The following is an 18,354-nucleotide window of genomic DNA, read 5'->3' on the forward strand; positions in this document are numbered from 1 at the left end:
TGCGCCTTCATGACCGTGATCGTGCGCGATCTGCGCCCCCAGGACCCGGCCGACGTAGAGAACTTCACGCACGCCCGCCATTTGGCCCTTCCCCACGTGCTGTGGACCCCGGCCGGCGTCATTCACCGTACGATCCACACCCACCCTGACGCCCACTACCGCTCCCTCGTCGCGGAGGAGGACGGCGAGGTGATCGGCACGGCCCAGCTCGGCCTCGCCCACGACAGCCCCGAGCCGGGCCACGGCTACCTCAACATCTACGTACGCCCGGACCGCACCCGGCGCGGCGCAGGCGCCCTCCTCGTCCGCATCGCCGAGGAGCATCTGGCGGCACACGGCGCGACCATGCTGTACTCCTGGGTGCTGGACGAGCCGCAGAACCGCACGTTCGCCGAGCGGCACGGCTACCGGGCCAGCCGCTCCGCGCACTTCCTGCGCCTGGACCTCACGAACGGCACGCTGCCCCCGCTGCAGACCCCTCCCCCGGGCGTCGAACTGCGCACCGCCGCCGACTTCGCGGACGACCCGCGCCCCTTCTTCGAGCTGGACGCGGAGACGGCGGGAGACGAACCGAGCGACGTGGGCACCGAGTTCGCGGACTACGACGCGTGGATCGAGGAGAACTGGAAACACCCGCTCCTCGACCGTGCCCTGACCACGATCGCCCTGGTCGACGGCCGCCCCGCCGCCTTCAGCGCCGCCCACACCGACGGCGCCCGCCGCTATTCCACCGCCATGACGGGAACCGCCCGCGCCTTCCGCGGCCGGGGCCTCGCCAAGCTCGCCAAGAACACCTCCCTGCACCGCGCCCGCGCCGCGGGATACACGGAGGCCCTCACCGGCAACGACGCCGGCAACGAACCCATGCTCGCGATCAACAAGTGGTTCGGATACGAGATCTGCGCCACGGAGGTACGTCATGTCCGCGAACTCCCCTGAGCCCCAGCAGCGTGTGGACGTCGTCCTGCTCAAGGCGGGCCGCACGAAGATCCGTTACGAGGCCGAGCTCCTCACCGACGACGGCACCCGCATCACCGTCCGGGCCCCCTGGGCGGGCGAGGGCTTCCGCGACTTCGGCTTCGTCCGCTTCGAGCCCGGCGACGTCTTCACCGAGCACTACTGGCGGGACCGCTGGTACGCCGTCAAGGAGGTCCGCTCCTCGGACGGCACCCTGAAGGGTTGGTACTGCGACATCACCCGCCCGGCGTCACGGAACGGCGCCGAGTTGGTCGTGGAGGACCTGGACCTGGACCTGTGGGTCTCGGCCGACGGCACGGACGTGCTGCGTCTGGACGAGGACGAGTTCGCGGAGAGCGGCCTGGCGGAGAGGGACCCGGAGGCGGCGTCAGCGGCCGCGACGGCCCTGGACGAGCTGGAGGCGTTGGCCCACCTGTCGACCGACGCACCACACTGGCCCCCGATCTCCTAGTCGCCCCTCACCACCACCGCGTACCGCTCGTCATCCACGTCCTTCCCCCACAACAGGGAGTCCTCCGACAGCCGCTCCACGCGCACGCGCCCACCGAGCGGCTCCACCAGCCCGCTCACCACCTCGGCCGATATCCCGCCCGCCGCCCACACCCCCTCCACCAGCACCAACCGCCCACCCGGCCGCAACAACCCCCACCACCGCCGCAGCACCCGCCCAGGATCCGGCAACGCCCACAGCACATGTCGGCCAAGGACCACATCGAACCGCTGCTCTCCCACCGGAGGATGCGCGGCGTCACCGACCAGGAACACCGCGTCACGCCCGGCGAGCTTGGCGCGCGCCAGCTCCACCATGGCCGGCGAAAGATCCACCCCGGTCACCCGATGCCCCTGCTCGGCCGCGAGGAGTGACAGGCTCCCGGTCCCGCACCCGAGATCGAGGACGTCGGACGCCCTTCCCGGCAGCCATCCCCGCATGCGCTCGGCCCAGGCGCCCCTTACCCCGGGGTCCCGCAACCCGTGATCCGCCTCCTCGTCGAAGGACCCTGCTTCGGCGTCCCAGTCCACGTGCGCCGCGGCACCCCTGCCGTCACTGTTCTTCGTCATGCGCCCAAGAGTGACACCCGCCACTGACACTCGAATCGTGACAGCCGCCACTGACAGACCGGTAACCGATGAGGAACTCTCCCCAAAAGGGTCTACCTCCGTGAGAACGCGGAACTCGGTAGGCACTGAAGGAGGCAGCCATGCGCCGTACCACCGTGCAGAAGCCCCTGAAGAGGACGGATGCCCGGCGACTCCCCGAGGAGGCCGACGAGCGCCCCGCGGGACGACCCGAGGTCCGCAAGGACATCGCGCGGACCTGGTGGCCCGACGGCTGACGGCGGCAGGCTCGCCCCGTATCAGACCAGTCGCTTGCGGTAGTGGACGCGGTCGTAGGGCCCGTCCACTCGCCGTTCCACGACCTCATAACCGAACTTCGGATAGATCTCCTGGTTCTCCCACATCATCGCGTTCGTGTAGAGCCTGACCTCGGGCAGCCCCAGCGCACGCGCGTGTGCCTCGACGAACCGCAGCAGCCGTCCTCCCACGCCCTGTCCCTGGGCGTCGGGGCGGACGGCGATGTTGTCGAGGTAGAGGTGGTCGGAGTGCTCCTCGACCACGACGAGTCCGACCACCGGGTCACCGGTGACGAACACCTGCCCCGCGGCCACGTTCGCCGCGTGATCCCGCTCCATGGGCTGCGGTACGCGTCCGATGCGCTCGATGTAGTGCTCGTACGCCGCGTCGGTCAGGGCCTTCACAGTCGGCACGTCGGCCGCCTCGGCGGGTCGGATCTCGTCGTTCGTCATGCGCGCACGGTAGCTGTCTGATCTCCACCTCAGCACTCCCTTAAGAGGACCATAAAGATCGCCACCGCCCGTCACAGGCAGGGGATTTCACGGTTTCTTTGATCCGGCACCCATCAGTACCGGTTCCGAGGAGATCCCCCATGCCCGCACGCCGCAAGGCCGCAGCCGTCGTCGCCGTCGGCCTGACCCCGCTCGCCCTGACCGCACTGGCCGCCGGGTCCGCGTCCGCGCACGGCTCGATGGGCGACCCGGTCAGCCGGGTCTCGCAGTGCTACGCGGAGGGCCCCGAGAGCCCGAAGTCGGACGTGTGCAGGGCGGCGGTCGCGGCGGGCGGCACGCAGGCGCTCTACGACTGGAACGGCGTCCGCATCGGCGACGCGAACGGACGGCACCAGGAACTGATCCCGGACGGCCGGCTGTGCAGCGCGAACAACGACGAGTTCAAGGGGCTCGACCTGGCCCGCGCCGACTGGCCGGCGACGAGCGTGAGCAGGGGGTCGTACACCTTCAAGTACCGCGTGACCGCTCCGCACAAGGGCACCTTCAGGGTGTACCTCACCAAGCCGGGCTACGACCCGGCGCAGCCGCTGGGCTGGGACGACCTCGACCTGTCGAACCCGGTCGCGACGGCCACCGACCCGGTCGCCTCGGGCGGCTTCTACACGTTCTCCGGCACGCTCCCGGAGCGCTCCGGGAAGCAGCTTCTGTATGCGGTCTGGCAGCGCTCGGACAGCCCGGAGGCGTTCTACTCCTGCTCGGACGTGACGTTCGGCAGCGACTTGGGTGGCACGGCGAGCAGTCCGACCCCGGTCCCGAGCGCCTCCGCTCCCTCCGAGGAGCAGATCGAGGACGGCACCGGCAAGTCGATGGTGGAGCACGACGGGCACGGTGACGACGACGCCAGTACGTCGGCAGAGCCGGTGGCCGGGACGGCGAGCGTTCCGGCCAACGACGTGAAGGCGGCGGGCACTTCACAGAACCTCGCCGAGACGGGTGGGGACAGCGGCACGTCGCATCTCGCGATGGGCGGTGCTGCCACGCTCGCGGCCGGCGCGGCGGTCCTGTTCGGTTCGGTGCGGCGGCGCGCGGTGAACGGCGGTGGACGGCAGGGCCGTTGACCGAACGATCTCCGGGGCCTGACCGGCGGCTCAGGCCGGACAGGCCCCGGCGTCGGTCAACTGAAGGCCGACGCGCAGGTGGTGGGGGTGGCGTGGGCGGGGTCGAGGGCGTTGGCCACCTCGTGGAAGGCAATCCGGTCGAACAGCCCGATGGCCACGTGCTCGGAGAGATCGAGCGCACACAGATCCTGCAGCAGGATGTTGTGGACGCCGGATCCGCTGAGGAACTGGCTCCGGTACGGCGTGACGACCTCGTCGTACTTGGTGGCGAGGACGGTGTACGTGACGCCGGGGACGGTGTCGCCGCCTTCGTTGAGTTTGGTGAGGAAGGGGGAGCCGACGACCTGGTCGGCGAGGGCCGGGGTGTGGGTGGTGAGCAGGTCCTGGATGCCCGGGAAGTACGGCAGCAGGCTGGTCAGGCCCGACAGGGTGGTGCCGTGGTTGTCGGGTGCGATGCCGACGAGGGCGTTTACCTTGGCGGCTCCGCCGAGGAACTTGAGGTAGTAGCGGGGCATCAGGCCGCCCTGCGAGTGACCGACGAGGTCGGTCTTGGGGGCGCCGGTGGCGGCGAGCACCTTGTCGACGAAGGTCTTCAGCTGCTCCGCCGACTTGTCGATGGGACCGAGGCCGTGGAAGAGGGGAACACCGGACAGTTGGCCGTAGTCGAAGGAGAAGACGCAGTAGTCGCGGTTCTCCAGGTAGGGGGCGAGGGCCAGCCAGTTGTCCACGGAGTTGGCGAAGGTGCCGTGGACGAGGACGACGGGGCGGGGGTGCCCGGCGGAGGGCTTGCAGGTGTAGTCGTTCCAACCTCTGCTGGGGGCGGCGGCCGCCTGGGCGACTCCGGCGGCGGGGACGAGGGCGACCGCGGCGGTCAGGAGCAGGGCGGTCAGGGGTCTGAGGGCTCGTTTCCAGGGCAGCATCGTGTGATCTCCTTGCGGCTCAAGGGAGTTGCGATGGCCTTACGCCCTGTGACCCGGATCACGAGGATGCTGTTCAATTCGAAAGTTACGGACGAGTAGTGCACTTGTGAAGTTACGCGTCAGTAAAAACTTGCAGTGTTAACCGCGCCGCATGCATCCACTGATGAACCGTCACCAGGTGGGCCTGATGGGGCCATGGGGAGCGATGCGCCCCAATCGGTCGCACAACGCGCGCACATCACTCTCACCGAGTACGTCGATCCATGACCGCACGGCCTCCGCGGCGGCCTCCTCCGCCGCCCGCGTGCAGGCCCATCCCCGCTCGGTCAGCACGACCAGCCGGGCCCGCGCATCCCCGGGATGCGGCCGCCGCTCGGCGTACCCCTTGCGCACGATCTCGTCGACCAGCTGGCTCGCGGCCTGCTTGGTCACGCCGAGATGACCGGCCAGCTCCGTGACGGTGGCCCCGTCCGGCGCGAGCCGCGCGAACGCGAAGCCCCAGGCGGGCCGCCCCTCGAACCCCCGGGCCACGACCCCGTCGTTGATGCGCTGGGTCAGGTCACCGGCGGCGGCGAGCAGGGCGGCGGCCAGGGCGAGGGCTTCAGAGTTCTGCACTCAGGCATTGAAACACCCTTGACGAATTGGTCAAGCAGCTTGACCATGGAGGCATATAGTCAACCTGCTTGACCATCCACGGACCCGGAGGTCCCGCATGCCCGTAGTCCGCTCGTCCGATGCCGTCACCCACGAGATCCACGGCGCCCGCTTCGTCTCGTACGCCACTCCCCTCAGCGGCGCCAAGGAGCTGTGCGCCTGGCGCGGCGAGATCCCCGCGGGGACGAAGGCGCCGGCTCACACCGTCAACCGCGAGGAGATCTTCCACCTGCTCATCGGCGAACTTCTGATCACTCTCGACGACGCCGCCCATCGGATCACCGCGGGCGACACGGTGATCGTCAACCCCGGCGTGACCTTCGCCGTCGAGAACCCCACCGATCACACCGCCCTCACCTGGGTCACCACCTCCATCGGCCTGGAGGCGGAACTGGCCGACGGCACCCATATCACTCCGCCGTGGGCCAACTGACCTCTACGCCGCCAGCGCCCCCGGCAGCACCGCGAGCGGTCCGAACCGGGCCCGGGCGCGGTCCGCGGCCTCCTCGATACGGCGGAGCTTGTCGTCGGTGGGGTCGAAGGTGAGCTGGTGGGAGGCCTGGTCGGCGGGGTCGAGGCCCTCGGCGCGCAGGGAGATGGAGCGGACTCGGGCACGCTGGAGACCGAGGGCCTCGTACATGTCGTACGCCGCCCTGGTCAGGGCCACCGAGTGGGCGGTGGGTTCACCGAGGGTGCGGCTGCGGGTGGTCGCGGTGCGGTCGGCGTAGCGCACGGTGAGCGTCAGGGTGCGGCAGACCTTGTCGAGGGCGCGCAGCCGGGCGCCCAGTTCCTCGGCGGCGGAGAGCAGCGCGCGGCGGTGCCGATCGGGGTCCAACTCGTCGCGGGTGAAGGGGCGTTCGGTAGCCAAAGAGCGGGAGACGCCGTTCGGGACCACCCGGCCGCGGTCCACGCCGTTCGCCTTCTCGTGCAGTTCGCGGCCGGCCTTGGCGCCGACCAGGCGCTGGAGCGTGGACAGGGGTGCGGCGGCGACCCGGCCTAGGGTGTCGAGGCCGTACTCGCACAGGACGCGGGCGGTCGCGCCGCCGACGCCGGGGAGCGCGGCGACGGGCCGGCCGGCGAGGAAATCCACCACCGCGTCCCCGGGGACCGCACAGGTCACCCCGGGCCGGGCGTCCTTCAGCGCCATGCGGGCCAGCATCGGTCCGGGCCCGGCTCCGATCGCGCAGTCGACGCCGTGCAGGGCGAGGGCGCGGACCCGGATCACCGAGGCCAGTTCGACGGCGTCCCGCTTGAAGTACCGTTCGGCGCCCCGCAGATCCGCCAGTGCCCGGTCCGGCGGCAGCGCTTCGACGACCGGCGTGAACTCCTCGAGGAGGCCGAGCAGTTCGGGCAGGGCCGCCTCCCGCGTCGGCGGCAGCTGGAAACGTACGCAGAGGATGGTCATCCCGCACTCCCCGGGCTCTGGTGCCACAACTTCCGTACCTGTGAAGGCTCTTGACCCGCCGGTCGCAGATCGGCCCATGGATGCAGTTCGTATCCCGTCGGCATTTGGATTCGCCTGCCGCCGGTCGGATCGCCGTTCGCGTCGCCGCTCCGCTCCGGCACCGGTTCCGCCAGCCGTGCCGCCACCGCGTCGAGCCCTTCCCCGTCCCGCAGTTCGACCAGTTCGGCGAGGTTCCAGGCGGCCGCGCCCACCACGCTGAGACTGCGCGGGCCGCGCCGCTGCACCACCCCGCGCACCAGCAGCAGCCAGGAGTGGAAGACGGTGTGCGCGCAGGCGTCGTGCGAGTCGTCGAAGAAGGCCAGGTCGACCAGGCCGGTGCCGTCGTCCAGGGTGGTGAAGATGACCCGCTTGCCGGACCGGATCGGCGGTGTCTGGGTGGCCGCCTTGGCCCCCGCGACCAGCACGGCCTCACCGTGCCGCGCCTCCCGCAGCCGTCGTGCGCTGACCACGCCCAACTCCTCCAGGAACTCCCGGTGGTCGTCCATCAGATTGCGTGAGACATCCATCGACAGCACCCCCAGCTCGGCGCTGAGCTTCTCCACGGAGGAGAGATCCGGCAGCCCGACCGAGGCCGTCTTCCGCCCACCGGACAAAGGGAGTTGGGCCCCACGGCCCGCGCGTGCCCCCCGGTGCAGCTCGGTCAGGTGCAGTTGCAGATCACGCCGGTTGGCGCCGAAGGCGTCCAACGCCCCTACTTGCGCCAGCCGTTGCGCCACCGGACGACTCGGACGCGCCCGCTCCCAGAAGTCCAGCAGTGAGGCGTACGGCTGCCCCTGAGCGATCCGTGCCGCCTCGGCCTCGCTGATGCCGTGCACGTCGGAGAGGGCCAGCCGAAGTCCCCACACAGCAGAGGATTCAGACACCAGTTCGATCCGATGGGCGACCCCCGACTCGTTCACGTCCAACGGCAGGATCGGCACCCCGCGCCGCCGCGCGTCCGCCAGCAGCAGCCGCTTCGGATACATCCCGGGGTCGTGCGTGAGCAGCCCGGCATAGAAGGCCGCCGGGTGGTGCGCCTTGAGCCACGCCGACTGGTACGTCGGTACGGCGAAGGCGACCGCGTGCGCCTTGCAGAAGCCGTACGACCCGAAGGCCTCGACGATCTCCCAGGTCCGCTGAATCGTTTCCGCGCTGTATCCGTTCGCCGCCGCGTGCTGCGCGAACCAGAACCGGATCCGCCCCTGCGACTCCGGGTCGGACAGCCCGCGCCGCACCCTGTCCGCCTCGCCTCGCCCGCACCCGGTCATGATGTCGACGATGTCGATGATCTGCTCGTGGAAGACGACGACCCCGTACGTCCCCTTCAGCGGCCGCTCCAGATCCCGGTGCGGATACCGGACGGGCGCCCGCCCGTGCCGTGCCTCGATGAACGGCCGCACCATGTCGGCCGCGACCGGACCGGGCCGGAAGAGCGAGATGTCGACGACGAGATCGTGGAAGGTGGCCGGCTGCAACCGCCCGACCAGGTCCCGCTGGCCCGGCGACTCGATCTGGAAGCAGCCCAACGTCTCGGTGGACCGGATGAGTTGATACGTCGCCGGGTCACCCGGCGGTACGGCGTCCAGGTCGATCCGCTCCCCCGTGGCCCGCTCCACCTCCGCGACCGCGTGCGCCATCGCCGACTGCATCCGCACGCCCAGCACATCGAGCTTGAGCAGCCCGAGATCCTCGACGTCCTCCTTGTCGAACTGCGACATGGGAAACCCCTCGCCGCTGGTCGGCATGACCGGCGTACGGCGCAGCAGGGTCGCGTCGGAGAGCAGCACACCGCACGGATGCATGGCGATCCCCCGGGGAAGAGCGTCGAGAGCCTCGACCAGCTCCCACAGCCGGCCGTACCGCGCCCCGTCCCGCCGAAGCTCCCCGGCCAGCGTCCTGAGTTCGGGCAGTTCTTCCAGGGCCGCGCGGGCGTCCCGCGCACGGATGTGCGGGAAGGACTTGGCGATGCGGTCGATGTCGGCGGGGTCCATGGACAGGGCCGCCCCCACGTCCCGGATCGCGTGCCGCACCCGGTACGTCTCCGGCATCGCGACGGTGGCGACCCGCTCGGTCCCGAACCGCCCGATGATCGCCCGGTAGACCTCGAGGCGGCGCGCGGACTCCACATCGATGTCGATGTCGGGCAGAACGAGCCGCCGGGTGGACAGGAACCGCTCCATCAGCAGCCCGTGCTCGACGGGATCGGCGTGGGCGATCCCGAGAAGGTGATTGACCAGGGAACCGGCGCCGGAGCCACGTGCGGCGACCCGGATGCCCATGTCCCGTACGTCATCGACGACTTGAGCAACCGTCAGGAAGTAGGAGGCGAAGCCGTGGTAAGCGATGATGTCCAGTTCCTCGTGCATCCGCTCCCAGTACGCAGGCTTGCCCGCGTACCCCTTCAGCACCATCCCGGCCGCCGCCCGCGAGGCCAGGGCCCGCTGGGCGGTGCGGCGGCCCGCGCCGACGAGGTGCGGCTCGGGGAAGTGGACGGTGCCGATCCCGAGGTCGTCCTCGGGGTCGACCAGGCACTCGGCGGCCGTGGCCTGTGTCTGCTCCAGCAGCCGGTGGGCGGTGTCGCGCCGGAAGCCCGCGGCCTCGACGATCCGTTCGGCGGCCGCCAGCATGGCCCCCGCGTCCTTGAGCCAGGCCTCGCCGGAGTCCAGTTCCTTGACGGCGTCGACGGGGACGAGGCGGCGGGCGGAGTCCAGGACGTCGGCGACCGGGCCCAGGCCGGCGTCGGCGTACCGTACGGCATTGCTGAGCACGGGGCGGACCCGCTGCTCGGCGGCAAAGCCGACCGTACGGGCGGCCAGCCGCAGGGAGCCCGGTCCCGTGCCCTTCCGCCCGTGCCAGACGGCTTCGAGCCGCAGGGCGTCGCCGTAGTTCTCCCGCCAGGGAACGAGCAGCCGGGCGGCCCGGTCGGGACGGCCGGCGGCGAGGGCCCGGCCGACATCGGAGGCGGGCCCGAGCAGCACGGTCAGCCCATCCCCCCGGTTCTCGGCCCGGGGCAGCAGCGGCGTGCCCCGCTCCCCCTTGTCCGAGTGCGCCACCGTGACGAGCCGGCACAGGTCGGCCCAGCCGCGGGCGCCGTCCCGGGCGAGAAAAGTGACACGGGGGGCCGATTCGTCGACGAAGGCACCTCCGCGCACGGGAGCACGGCGCCGCTCCTGCCGTACGGGCTCGGCCTCCTCCACGGCCAGCCCCACCCCGAACAACGGCCGCACCCCCACCTTCGTGCAGGCCTTGGCGAACCGGACCGTACCCGCGAGGGTGTCGCGGTCGGTGAGGGCGAGGGCGTCCATCCCCCGCTCGGAGGCGCGCTCGGCGAGGCGCTCCGGGTGCGAGGCGCCGTAGCGCAGGGAGAACCCGGAGACGGTGTGCAGATGAGTGAAGCCAGGCATCCGCACCTCCCGCTGTCGAACATCAGTTCCCTATCGCCTCACCTCCACCATAGACCAAAAACCGAACATGTGTACGACGGCGATCAGATCGCCTCTCACCTGCGGAAACGGCTGTTCGGCCCCGGATGTGCCGGTCTCGGTGGATTCCTCGGTGAGGTGCTCGGCCGCGGCGGTCGACTGGGCGCCGGCGGCCGTCGTGCGCTGTGCGGTTTCCAGGGCGTGCAGCCGAGTCCGGGTTCCAGGTCGGCGCGCACGATCAGCTCGGGCAGGACGACGGGGGCGGAGACGGCGGCGAGGTCCGCGTCGGCGAGATGGACGTAGGAGACCTCGGTCTCGGTGAGCGGGCGTCCGATGGCGGGGTCCTCGGCGACCGCGACGAGGTTTTTGTTCTCGCCCTGCTCTCCGAGGGCACACGTGCGGGGTGCCCTGCCGGCCGAGGCGCGGGGTGCCGACGCGAAGTCTGCGCACCGGACGGCCGCCGCTGCCGTGCGCCATGTCGAACAGGAAGTCGGGACCATCCGCCAGGCCGGCCGGTTCGCGCAGCGCCTCACCGGTGCTCTTGATTGGCGCTGCCGGGGTGGACCAGGGTGCGGGTGATCCCGGAGCGGGCCGGGGACTCGGGGCGGACCCGGATGTCGCCGCCGGGGTGCGCCTGGGCGATGGCGACGAGGTCGTGGTCGGTGAAGGGGACGTGACCAAGGCCGGGTCGAAGCCGGCGGGCAGGACCCGGCGGTGGTCGAAGCAGGACAGGAAACCGGCCGCCCCGAGCTCCAGGTGCTGGCCGGCGGAGGTGTACTTGACGGTCCGGATCACCCCGCCCCGGACGAGCACGCCGTCCCGCTCGACGTAGAGGGCGGCGCGGCCGGGCTCGGTGAGTTCGCGGGGCGGTGGACGCCGATCCGCGGGTCGCCCAGGGGCAACCGGGCGCGGAACTCGCCGGCTTCGTTGAGCTCGGTGCAGTGGATGTAGCGGGCCGGGCGGCCGATCACCAGCCCACAAGCCACGTGGTGTTGAGGCAGATCAGCTGGTTGGCGGGCAGCAAGAAAGTCCCGCCCCCCACACGGGGGACGGGACTTCACGCACCACCGAACCGTCAGCCGATCGACGCCCCGGTCGCCGACAACGCCTCCGTCACCGGCTGGAAGAACGTCTCCCCGCCGGAGGTGCAGTCACCACTGCCACCGGACGTCAGCCCGATCGCGCTGCTCCCCGAGAACAGCGACCCTCCGCTGTCCCCCGGCTCCGCGCACACATCGGTCTGTATCAGCCCGTTCACGATGTCGCCGTTGCCGTAGTTCACCGTCGCGTCCAGCCCTGTGACCTTGCCGGAGTGCACCTGAGTCGTGGAGCCGCTGCGCGTCACCGACTGACCGACGGTCGCGGCCGCGGCCCCCGTGATCGCCTGCGCGGACCCGTTGTAGAGGTCCACCTCGCTGGGGTGATCGACCTCCGCCGTGTACTTCACCAGCCCGTAGTCGTTGTCCGGGAAGCTGGACAGCGAGTTGGTGCCGATCTGGTTGCCGCTCGAGTCCGACCATGTCGAGATCGCCTCGGTGCAGTGCCCGGCGGTGAGGAAGTACGGCTCCCCGCCCTTGACCACGTTGAACCCCAGCGAGCACCGCCCACCGGAACCGCTGATCGCGTCACCACCCGCGATGAAGGGCTTGAACTCCCCCTTGGTGCGCTGGAGTTCGGCCACCGAGCCCAGCCCGTCGACCACCTTCGTGAGCTTGGCCCACTCGGCGGCGGAGACCGTACGGTCGGCGGTGACGACGACCTTGTTGGTCGTGGGGTCGGTCACCCAGGCCGTCCCCGGGACGGCCGCGTCGTCGGCGAGCGTCGTTCGCGCGCTCTTCAGCTCGGCGAGGGAGTTCGAGACGACTCTGGCCGAGGCCCCGGCCGCCGAGACGGTCCGCGCCGCGCTCTCGTCGAGCACGTTCACCACGAGACTCCTGGTCTTCGCGTCGTAGAACGTCCCCGCCGCATCCGCGCCGAGTTCCGCCCCGAGCGTCGAGGCGAGCTTTCCGGCCGCGACGGCCGAGAGGGTCTTGACTTCGGGCGAGGCGGGCGTCTCGCTGGCGTTCGCAGTCTGCAAGGTGACTCCCGCGGCGACCAGCGCGGTGATGCCCGCACCTGCCACGACGATCCGGCGCCTGGGTATGCGTCGATGCTTCAACTCGCGTCCTCCTGTGGGGGGTCGGCCCGGGAGATTGTGGGGACCTCACGGGCCGGAAGGCTGGTTGACGAGCCCTTACTCTTCCGAACCCCGCAGGGAGCGCACAAGGGTGACTTCCGGACGCGCGTAGAACGCGGTTGCGCACCCACGTTATTTTTGACAGTCCACGGTCACCCCAGGCCGTTCGCGCTGCAAACACTACGAGCGAGTAACACCTCATCAGCCCGTGAGGTCTAGTCCTGTCCTGAATTCGCCCCTGCAGAGCCCGGATCCGGCCGGGATTCAAGAGACGCACGTTGCTCCTGCAGTGATTGCTCCACCGGTTGCTCCACCGGTTGCTGCACCGGTTGCTGCGGAGTCGGCGCAGCAACCCCCTGCTGCGCCCTCTCCAGAAACCGCAGCAGCTCGACGGGGAACGGCAGCACCAGCGTCGAGTTCTTCTCCGCCGCCACCGCCACCACCGTCTGCAGCAACCGCAGTTGCAGCGCGGCAGGCTGCTCGGACATCTCCTTGGCCGCCTCGGCCAGCTTCTTCGACGCCTGGAGCTCCGCGTCCGCGTTGATGACCCGTGCCCGCCGCTCCCGGTCCGCCTCGGCCTGCCGGGCCATGGACCGCTTCATGGTCTCGGGCAGCGAGACGTCCTTGATCTCGACCCGGTCGATCGTGACCCCCCACTCCACCGCCGGGCTGTCGATCATCAACTCCAGCCCCTGGTTGAGCTTTTCGCGGTTGGACAGCAGATCGTCCAGCTCGCTCTTGCCGATGATCGACCGTAGCGAGGTCTGGGCCATCTGCGCGACCGCGAACCGGTAGTCCTCGACCCGGACGACCGCCTCGGCCGGTGAGGTCACCTTGAAGTAGACGACGGCGTCCACCCGCACCGTGACGTTGTCCCGGGTGATGCCCTCCTGCCCGGGCACCGGCATGGTCACGATCTGCATGTTGACCTTCCGGAGCTTGTCCACGCCCGGAACGATCATCGTGAACCCCGGCCCGCGCACTTCCGGCCGGAGCTTTCCGAGGCGGAAGACCACGCCCCGTTCGTACTGCTTGACGACCCGCGCGGCCGCCATCACGTACACCGCTCCGGCGGACACGAGCGTCACGCCCGCCGCCACCAGCTCCTCGACCATCGCGACCCCCAGGGTCCGAACCAGGCGCTCAAGGTGTGTACTTCGACGGTAACTCCGCTGTGTACACGAAGGGGAGACGGAGGACACAGGTGGTCCACGGCATCAGGACACAGGACGGCCGCCGGCTGACGGTCGAGGAGTACGGCGACCCGGACGGCACACCGGTGGTACTACTGCACGACACCCCGGGCTGCCGCTTCGGCGTCGTACGCCGGGAGGTCGTCGCCGCGCACCCGCACATCCGGTTCATCGCCTACGACCGCCCCGGCTACGGTGATTCGGACCGTCTGCCCGGACGCCGCGTGGCCGACGCCGCCCTGGACGTCGCGGAGCTGGCCCGCGCCCTCGGGCTCGGCCGCTTCTCGGTGCTCGGCCACTCCGGCGGCGCCCCGCACGCCCTTGCCTGTGCCGCGCTGCTGCCCTCCCGGGTACGGCGGGCGGCGGTGCTGGCGTCACCCGCACCGCCGGACGCGCGGGACCTGAGCTGGTTCGACGGCATGGCCGAGTCCCACGTCGAGGACTTCACCCGGGCGCTCACCGACCCGCTCGCCTTCGCCGGCCACCTCGCCGCCCGCGCCGCCGACATCCGCCGCGATCCCGCGCAGCTGCTCGTCTCCCTGCGCGACGGGCTCACGGACTCCGACCGGCGGATCGTCTCCGACCCGGCGGTCGGCGAGATGCTGCTGCGCGCCTACCGGGAGGCGCTGCGCGGTTCGTCGTACGGCTGGCTCGACGACGACCTCGCCCTGCTCAGCGACTGGGGCTTCGACCCGGCGGCCGTCATCCGGCCCGTGCTGCTGTGGCACGGCGCCCAGGACAGGTTCTCCCCGGTCGGCCACTTCACGTGGCTGGCGGACCGCATCCCCCGCGTCCGCCCGGTCCTCCAGCAGGACACCGGCCATTTCGGAGCGCTGGAGGCCCTGCCGGCCGTACTGGACTGGCTCTGCGCACCACCGCGACAGACCACGTCATGATCACAGCGAACCCCCGTACGCAGATACGTACGGGGGTCCACCGGGTGCCGGCCGCGATGCGGGTCGTTGCGGGCCTAGAAGACGCTGACGCCGTAAGCGCTCAGGGCCTCGGTGACCGGCTGGAAGAAGGTCGTGCCGCCGGAGGAGCAGTTGCCGCTGCCGCCGGAGGTCAGACCGTAGGCGACGCCGTTGCTGCCGTACAGCGGGCCGCCGGAGTCGCCGGGCTCGGCGCAGACCGTGGTCTGGATCATGCCGTAGACGACGTCACCGCCGCCGTAGTTGACGGTCGCGTTGAGCGCGGTGACCCGCCCGCTGTGGATGCCGGTGGTGGAGCCGCGGCGGTTGACCGTGGTGCCCACGCTCGGGGTGGCTGCGCTGGTGATGTCGACGCTGCCGACGGTGCCGGAGATCGACGACGTCGGGTAGCTGGACGAGTAGCGGACGAGGCCGTAGTCGTTGGTCGGGAAGCTGGACCCGGCCGTCGAACCGAGCGTGGTCGTGTGCGCGGAGTTCGACCACCAGGTGCCCGCGCCGTCGGTGCAGTGACCGGCGGTCAGGAAGTAGTAGGTGCTGCCGCTGCGGACGTTGAAGCCGAGGGAGCAGCGCCAGCTACTCGCATAGATGGCGTCGCCGCCGGAGATCAGCTTGTTGAACTTGCCCGGGGTCCGCTTGATCGTGAGCGCGTCGGCGTTGCTGCCCGCCTGCTCCTTGATCTTGGCGATCTCTGCCTGCGAGACCGTGCTGTCGACGGTGACGACCACACGGTTGGTCTTGCTGTCGACGGCCCAGGCGGTGCCCGGGATGTCGGCCTTGAGCACCGAGCTGCTGGCGCTCTTGAGTTCGGCGGTGCTGAACGGGGTCGCAGCGGTCGCGTTCGCGCTGGGGACCGCGATCGCGGCCGCGGCCACGAGGCCGGTGGTACCGGCGATCAGCCGCGTCCGTCTCGCGATACCACTGCGGGGGGTGGTGCGCTTGATCCTCACGTTTCGTTCCCTCCCAGGGGAAGTCGGGGGCCCGCGTGGGGTCGGGGCCCGTGAGGCGCAGTCAGCGGTCCGGCCGTCCGAATTTCGAACACGCCGTGCCCCTGACAAGCGCTGAGGGGGAGTATTCGGCCGAACGGCCGGTAGGCGCAAGGGCGCCTTTCAGCCGTCAACCTTTGAAACACCTTTGCCGTCCGGATGAACCGGCCGCTCACCGGGCCGGGTTGCGCTCCCCCGCGGCGACGGCGACACCCAGGCTGTTCCCCGACGGCGGGAACGGGCAGATGAAGTGGTCGGCGAAGGCGCAGGGCGGCAGCAGCGCCCGGTTGAAGTCGACCGTCGTACGGCCTTCGGCGTCCGGCGCCGAGGGGTACAGGAACCGGAACCGTTGACTTGCTCCTCGGGCTGAAGCCCGGGGATTCTGGCCTTCTCGACTTGTTGCTGTGCCGCTACGCGGCACGGGGTTCGGTCGGGAGTCCGTGGCTTCCTGTTTCTTCGCGCTGTGCCGGGACTGCTCCTGGTCTTACCGGCGCTCCGCAGGCTGATGCCGCCGGTCCGGCGGCCGTCTTCACGTTGATCGCGGCGTTGGTGTCCCGGTCATGGACGGTGCCGCAGGCGGTGCAGGTCCATTCCCGGACGTTGAGGGGTTTGGGTCCGTCTTTGACGCCGCAGGTGGAGCAGGTCTGGGAGGTCGGTGTGAACCGGCCGATCGTGACCAGGGTGCGGCCGTACCGGGCCGCTTTGTACTCCAGCATGCTGATGAACGAGGACCATCCGGCGTCGTGCACACTCTTGGCCAGCCTGCTGCGGGCCAGTCCGGCCACCGACAGGTCCTCCACGGCGATCCCTTGGTTCTCGGAGATCAGCTTCGTGGAGAGCTGGTGGTGGAACTCGCGGCGGGCATCGGTGACCTGGGCGTGGGCGACCTTCACCCCGCCTACGGCTCATGACGCTCCTCCGTTGTGGCGTACTGGTTGGCGGGTCTGGCGAGGCCCAAGTGCTCCCTGAGCGAACTGCCCGGGTAGAAGGTGCGGAACAGTCCGCGGTGCTGGAGCAGTGCCACCGTGCCGTTGACGAGCCGTTCCAGGTCGCGCAGTGGTTCGACGGGCGTGAGGTGGAAGCCGTCGACGATGCCCTCGCCGTGCCAGGTGGCGACCAGTTCCGCGAGGTCCACGGGGCCGCCACGGTAGAGCGGCCCCTGCGGGGTCTGCCGGGGGCCGCCCCCGCCGTGCCCCGGCTCGGCCGCGTGCTCGCCGTCGCCGAGGTCGACGAGGAGACAGGCGAGGACCCGCAGCTGGTCGGGGCGGCGCCCGAAATCCGCTGCCATGGAACGGAGTTGGTCCCGCACAGCGGCAGCCTGCGGGGCACTCGCGGCGCGGACGAGCGCCACGTCGGCGTACCGGGCGGCGGTCCTGCGGGCGGGACCGTCGGTGGCGTCGACCACGCGGACCGGGTGGCCCTGTGGGGACCGCGGCACGATCGAGGGGCCCTTGACGGAGAAGGACGTGCCGCGGAAGTCGACGTGGTGCAGCTTGTCCCGGTCGATGAAGCGGCCGGTCGGCACGTCCCGGATCTCGGCGTCGTCCTCGCAGCTGTCCCACAACTTCGCGGCTGCGTCGGCGACCTCACCGGCCTCCTGCCACAGTGCGTCGGCCGGTGACGGGGGTCGTCTCCGGCCGAAGAGACGGGCCTCGCCCTCGGTGGCCGACACGTCGATCCGCCAGCCTGCCCGGCCCCGGCTGATCCAGTCGAGGGTGGCGACGGCGGCCTGGACGTGGAAGGGCTCGGTATGCGTGGTCGTGACGGTGGGCACCAGGCCGATCCGGCTGGTGGCGGGCGCGAGGCGGGCCAGCACGGTGAGCGCGTCGGGACCGGGCCGGGCGAAGTTGTCCTCGAGCGTCACGAAGTCGAGCCCGCCGCGCTCGGCGAGCCGGGCGAGGGTGAGGTAGGAGGCGGCGTCGTAGGCGGACGGCTGGTCGACCGCGGCGGACAGGTGCAGCATCACAGCACCTTCGAGAGAAAGGACCGTGTGCGTTCGTGGTGCGGAGTGTCCAACACGTCGGCCGGTCGACCCTGTTCGACGATGCGCCCGTCGTCCATGAACACCACGGTGTCGGCGACCTCGCGGGCGAAGCCGATCTCGTGGGTGACGACGATCATCGTGGTTCCCTGGCGGGCCAGGTCCTTGATGACGTCGAGGACTTCGCCGACCAGTTCGGGGTCGAGCGCGGAGGTCGGTTCGTCGAACAGCAGCAGCCGGGGTTCCAGCGCCAACGCCCGCGCGATGGCGACCCGTTGCTGCTGCCCGCCGGAGAGCTGCCGGGGATGGGCGTCGGCCTTGTCGGCGAGCCCCACCCGGTCGAGAAGCCGCCGCGCCGCCTCGACGGCCTCCTTGCGCGGCCGCTTCAGCGCGGAGACCGGGGCCTCGACGACGTTGTCCAGCACGGTCAGATGCGGGAACAGGTTGAAGTTCTGGAAGACGAAGCCGATCCGCGTGCGCTGTCTGAGCACCTCGCGCTCGGGCAGCTCGTACAGCTTGTCGCCGCTGCGCCGGTATCCGACCAGCGCGCCGTCCACGCTGATCGTGCCCCGGTCCACCTTCTCCAGGTGGTTGACGGTGCGCAGCAGCGTCGACTTGCCGGAGCCGGACGGGCCGAGGATCACGGTGACCTCGCCGGTGTGCACGGCGAGGTCGATGCCCTTGAGCACCTCCAGTGACCCGAAGCTCTTGTGGACGGACCTGATGTCGACCATGACACTCATCGCTG

General features: G+C 70.5%; 19 protein-coding genes and 2 pseudogenes. 7 read left to right on the forward strand and 14 right to left on the reverse strand.

Annotated elements, in window-relative coordinates; all coding sequences use genetic code 11:
- Positions 1-9 precede the first annotated feature (9 nt).
- Entirely contained in the window at positions 10-939 is a 930-nt protein-coding gene (locus tag QF027_RS10975; protein WP_307074205.1) for a GNAT family N-acetyltransferase, read from the forward strand.
- A complete protein-coding gene (locus QF027_RS10980; protein ID WP_307074207.1) occupies positions 920-1,429 on the forward strand; it encodes a DUF402 domain-containing protein in 510 nt (169 codons plus the stop codon). The genes QF027_RS10975 and QF027_RS10980 overlap by 20 nt, the downstream gene beginning before the upstream one ends.
- Here QF027_RS10980 and QF027_RS10985 read toward each other — a convergent pair.
- Positions 1,426-2,037: a class I SAM-dependent methyltransferase gene (locus QF027_RS10985; RefSeq protein WP_307074209.1), complete on the reverse strand. Its 612-nt coding sequence runs from the start codon at positions 2,035-2,037 to the stop codon at positions 1,426-1,428. The genes QF027_RS10980 and QF027_RS10985 overlap by 4 nt on opposite strands.
- Positions 2,038-2,177: 140 nt before the next feature.
- On the opposite strand from QF027_RS10985, the gene QF027_RS10990 reads away from it, so the two are divergent.
- Positions 2,178-2,312, forward strand: a complete 135-nt coding sequence (locus QF027_RS10990) for a hypothetical protein (protein ID WP_020117828.1) — start codon at positions 2,178-2,180, stop codon at positions 2,310-2,312.
- A 21-nt stretch (positions 2,313-2,333) separates the two neighbouring features.
- Here the strand turns inward: QF027_RS10990 and QF027_RS10995 are convergent, their stop codons facing one another.
- Entirely contained in the window at positions 2,334-2,783 is a 450-nt protein-coding gene (locus QF027_RS10995) for a GNAT family N-acetyltransferase (RefSeq protein WP_307074211.1), read from the reverse strand.
- A 140-nt stretch (positions 2,784-2,923) separates the two neighbouring features.
- Here QF027_RS10995 and QF027_RS11000 point away from each other — a divergent pair, with 140 nt between their 5' ends.
- Positions 2,924-3,901 carry a lytic polysaccharide monooxygenase auxiliary activity family 9 protein gene (locus tag QF027_RS11000; protein ID WP_307074213.1) on the forward strand — a complete coding sequence of 326 codons (978 nt, stop codon included), beginning with the start codon at positions 2,924-2,926 and terminating at the stop codon, positions 3,899-3,901.
- Positions 3,902-3,957: 56 nt separating this feature from the next.
- Here QF027_RS11000 and QF027_RS11005 read toward each other — a convergent pair whose 3' ends face one another.
- A complete protein-coding gene (locus QF027_RS11005) occupies positions 3,958-4,821 on the reverse strand; it encodes an esterase/lipase family protein (protein WP_307074215.1) in 864 nt (287 codons plus the stop codon).
- Between the two features lie 171 nt (positions 4,822-4,992).
- On the reverse strand, positions 4,993-5,436 hold the full coding sequence (locus QF027_RS11010) for a MarR family winged helix-turn-helix transcriptional regulator (RefSeq protein ID WP_306983659.1): 444 nt from the start codon (positions 5,434-5,436) through the stop codon (positions 4,993-4,995).
- A gap of 97 nt (positions 5,437-5,533) precedes the next feature.
- On the opposite strand from QF027_RS11010, the gene QF027_RS11015 reads away from it, so the two are divergent.
- On the forward strand, positions 5,534-5,908 hold the full coding sequence (locus QF027_RS11015; RefSeq protein WP_307074216.1) for a cupin domain-containing protein: 375 nt from the start codon (positions 5,534-5,536) through the stop codon (positions 5,906-5,908).
- Positions 5,909-5,911: 3 nt separating this feature from the next.
- On the opposite strand, the gene QF027_RS11020 is transcribed toward QF027_RS11015, so the two are convergent.
- The 3 genes from QF027_RS11020 to QF027_RS11030 all read right to left on the reverse strand — a co-directional run bounded on the left by QF027_RS11020 (position 5,912) and on the right by QF027_RS11030 (position 10,874).
- Positions 5,912-6,880 (reverse strand): DNA polymerase Y family protein, encoded by a 969-nt coding sequence (locus QF027_RS11020; RefSeq protein WP_307074218.1) that lies wholly within the window; start codon positions 6,878-6,880, stop codon positions 5,912-5,914.
- The gene (locus QF027_RS11025) at positions 6,877-10,323 is read right to left on the reverse strand and encodes a DNA polymerase III subunit alpha (protein WP_307074221.1); all 3,447 of its coding nucleotides are present in this window, start codon (positions 10,321-10,323) and stop codon (positions 6,877-6,879) included. The genes QF027_RS11020 and QF027_RS11025 overlap by 4 nt, the downstream gene beginning before the upstream one ends.
- A gap of 95 nt (positions 10,324-10,418) precedes the next feature.
- The gene (locus tag QF027_RS11030; protein WP_307074223.1) at positions 10,419-10,874 is read right to left on the reverse strand and encodes a hypothetical protein; all 456 of its coding nucleotides are present in this window, start codon (positions 10,872-10,874) and stop codon (positions 10,419-10,421) included.
- A 181-nt stretch (positions 10,875-11,055) separates the two neighbouring features.
- Between QF027_RS11030 and QF027_RS11035 the strand changes: the two genes are divergently transcribed.
- Positions 11,056-11,292 (forward strand): hypothetical protein, encoded by a 237-nt coding sequence (locus tag QF027_RS11035; RefSeq protein WP_307074225.1) that lies wholly within the window; start codon positions 11,056-11,058, stop codon positions 11,290-11,292.
- Between the two features lie 124 nt (positions 11,293-11,416).
- On the opposite strand, the gene QF027_RS11040 is transcribed toward QF027_RS11035, so the two are convergent.
- Together QF027_RS11040 and QF027_RS11045 are read right to left on the reverse strand one after the other, a co-directional pair.
- A complete protein-coding gene (locus QF027_RS11040; RefSeq protein ID WP_307074227.1) occupies positions 11,417-12,499 on the reverse strand; it encodes a S1 family peptidase in 1,083 nt (360 codons plus the stop codon).
- Positions 12,500-12,732: 233 nt separating this feature from the next.
- Positions 12,733-13,632 carry a slipin family protein gene (locus QF027_RS11045; RefSeq protein ID WP_306983645.1) on the reverse strand — a complete coding sequence of 300 codons (900 nt, stop codon included), beginning with the start codon at positions 13,630-13,632 and terminating at the stop codon, positions 12,733-12,735.
- An 89-nt stretch (positions 13,633-13,721) separates the two neighbouring features.
- On the opposite strand from QF027_RS11045, the gene QF027_RS11050 reads away from it, so the two are divergent.
- Positions 13,722-14,606 carry an alpha/beta fold hydrolase gene (locus QF027_RS11050; protein WP_307074229.1) on the forward strand — a complete coding sequence of 295 codons (885 nt, stop codon included), beginning with the start codon at positions 13,722-13,724 and terminating at the stop codon, positions 14,604-14,606.
- 74 nt (positions 14,607-14,680) lie between these two features.
- Here the strand turns inward: QF027_RS11050 and QF027_RS11055 are convergent, their stop codons facing one another.
- From QF027_RS11055 to QF027_RS11075, 5 genes and pseudogenes are all read right to left on the reverse strand, one after another.
- Positions 14,681-15,589 (reverse strand): S1 family peptidase, encoded by a 909-nt coding sequence (locus QF027_RS11055; RefSeq protein WP_307074232.1) that lies wholly within the window; start codon positions 15,587-15,589, stop codon positions 14,681-14,683.
- Positions 15,590-15,797: 208 nt separating this feature from the next.
- A pseudogene (locus QF027_RS11060) lies at positions 15,798-15,980 on the reverse strand (DUF1684 domain-containing protein); the annotation flags it as partial.
- Between the two features lie 55 nt (positions 15,981-16,035).
- Positions 16,036-16,509, reverse strand: a pseudogene (locus QF027_RS11065) (RNA-guided endonuclease TnpB family protein); the annotation flags it as partial.
- Between the two features lie 14 nt (positions 16,510-16,523).
- Positions 16,524-17,588, reverse strand: a complete 1,065-nt coding sequence (locus tag QF027_RS11070; RefSeq protein WP_307074234.1) for an LLM class flavin-dependent oxidoreductase — start codon at positions 17,586-17,588, stop codon at positions 16,524-16,526.
- Positions 17,588-18,349, reverse strand: coding sequence for an amino acid ABC transporter ATP-binding protein (locus QF027_RS11075; RefSeq protein WP_306983637.1), 762 nt, complete (start codon positions 18,347-18,349; stop codon positions 17,588-17,590). The genes QF027_RS11070 and QF027_RS11075 overlap by 1 nt, the downstream gene beginning before the upstream one ends.
- Positions 18,350-18,354: the final 5 nt, after the last annotated feature.

The organism is Streptomyces canus, assembly GCF_030816965.1.
In the GTDB taxonomy this organism is placed as follows: Bacteria; Actinomycetota; Actinomycetes; order Streptomycetales; family Streptomycetaceae; genus Streptomyces; species Streptomyces canus_E.

Excerpts from the sequence above, each read along its gene's own strand:
- QF027_RS11025 (WP_307074221.1), bottom strand. The coding sequence starts at position 10,323 with ATGCCTGGCTTCACTCATCTGCACACCGTCTCCGGGTTCTCCCTGCGC.
- QF027_RS11005 (WP_307074215.1), bottom strand. The coding sequence starts at position 4,821 with ATGCTGCCCTGGAAACGAGCCCTCAGACCCCTGACCGCCCTGCTCCTG.
- QF027_RS11075 (WP_306983637.1), bottom strand. The coding sequence starts at position 18,349 with ATGAGTGTCATGGTCGACATCAGGTCCGTCCACAAGAGCTTCGGGTCA.
- QF027_RS11000 (WP_307074213.1), top strand. The coding sequence starts at position 2,924 with ATGCCCGCACGCCGCAAGGCCGCAGCCGTCGTCGCCGTCGGCCTGACC.
- QF027_RS11015 (WP_307074216.1), top strand. The coding sequence starts at position 5,534 with ATGCCCGTAGTCCGCTCGTCCGATGCCGTCACCCACGAGATCCACGGC.
- QF027_RS10975 (WP_307074205.1), top strand. The coding sequence starts at position 10 with ATGACCGTGATCGTGCGCGATCTGCGCCCCCAGGACCCGGCCGACGTA.
- QF027_RS11045 (WP_306983645.1), bottom strand. The coding sequence starts at position 13,632 with ATGGTCGAGGAGCTGGTGGCGGCGGGCGTGACGCTCGTGTCCGCCGGA.
- QF027_RS11070 (WP_307074234.1), bottom strand. The coding sequence starts at position 17,588 with ATGCTGCACCTGTCCGCCGCGGTCGACCAGCCGTCCGCCTACGACGCC.
- QF027_RS10980 (WP_307074207.1), top strand. The coding sequence starts at position 920 with ATGTCCGCGAACTCCCCTGAGCCCCAGCAGCGTGTGGACGTCGTCCTG.
- QF027_RS10985 (WP_307074209.1), bottom strand. The coding sequence starts at position 2,037 with ATGACGAAGAACAGTGACGGCAGGGGTGCCGCGGCGCACGTGGACTGG.
- QF027_RS10990 (WP_020117828.1), top strand. The coding sequence starts at position 2,178 with ATGCGCCGTACCACCGTGCAGAAGCCCCTGAAGAGGACGGATGCCCGG.
- QF027_RS10995 (WP_307074211.1), bottom strand. The coding sequence starts at position 2,783 with ATGACGAACGACGAGATCCGACCCGCCGAGGCGGCCGACGTGCCGACT.
- QF027_RS11020 (WP_307074218.1), bottom strand. The coding sequence starts at position 6,880 with ATGACCATCCTCTGCGTACGTTTCCAGCTGCCGCCGACGCGGGAGGCG.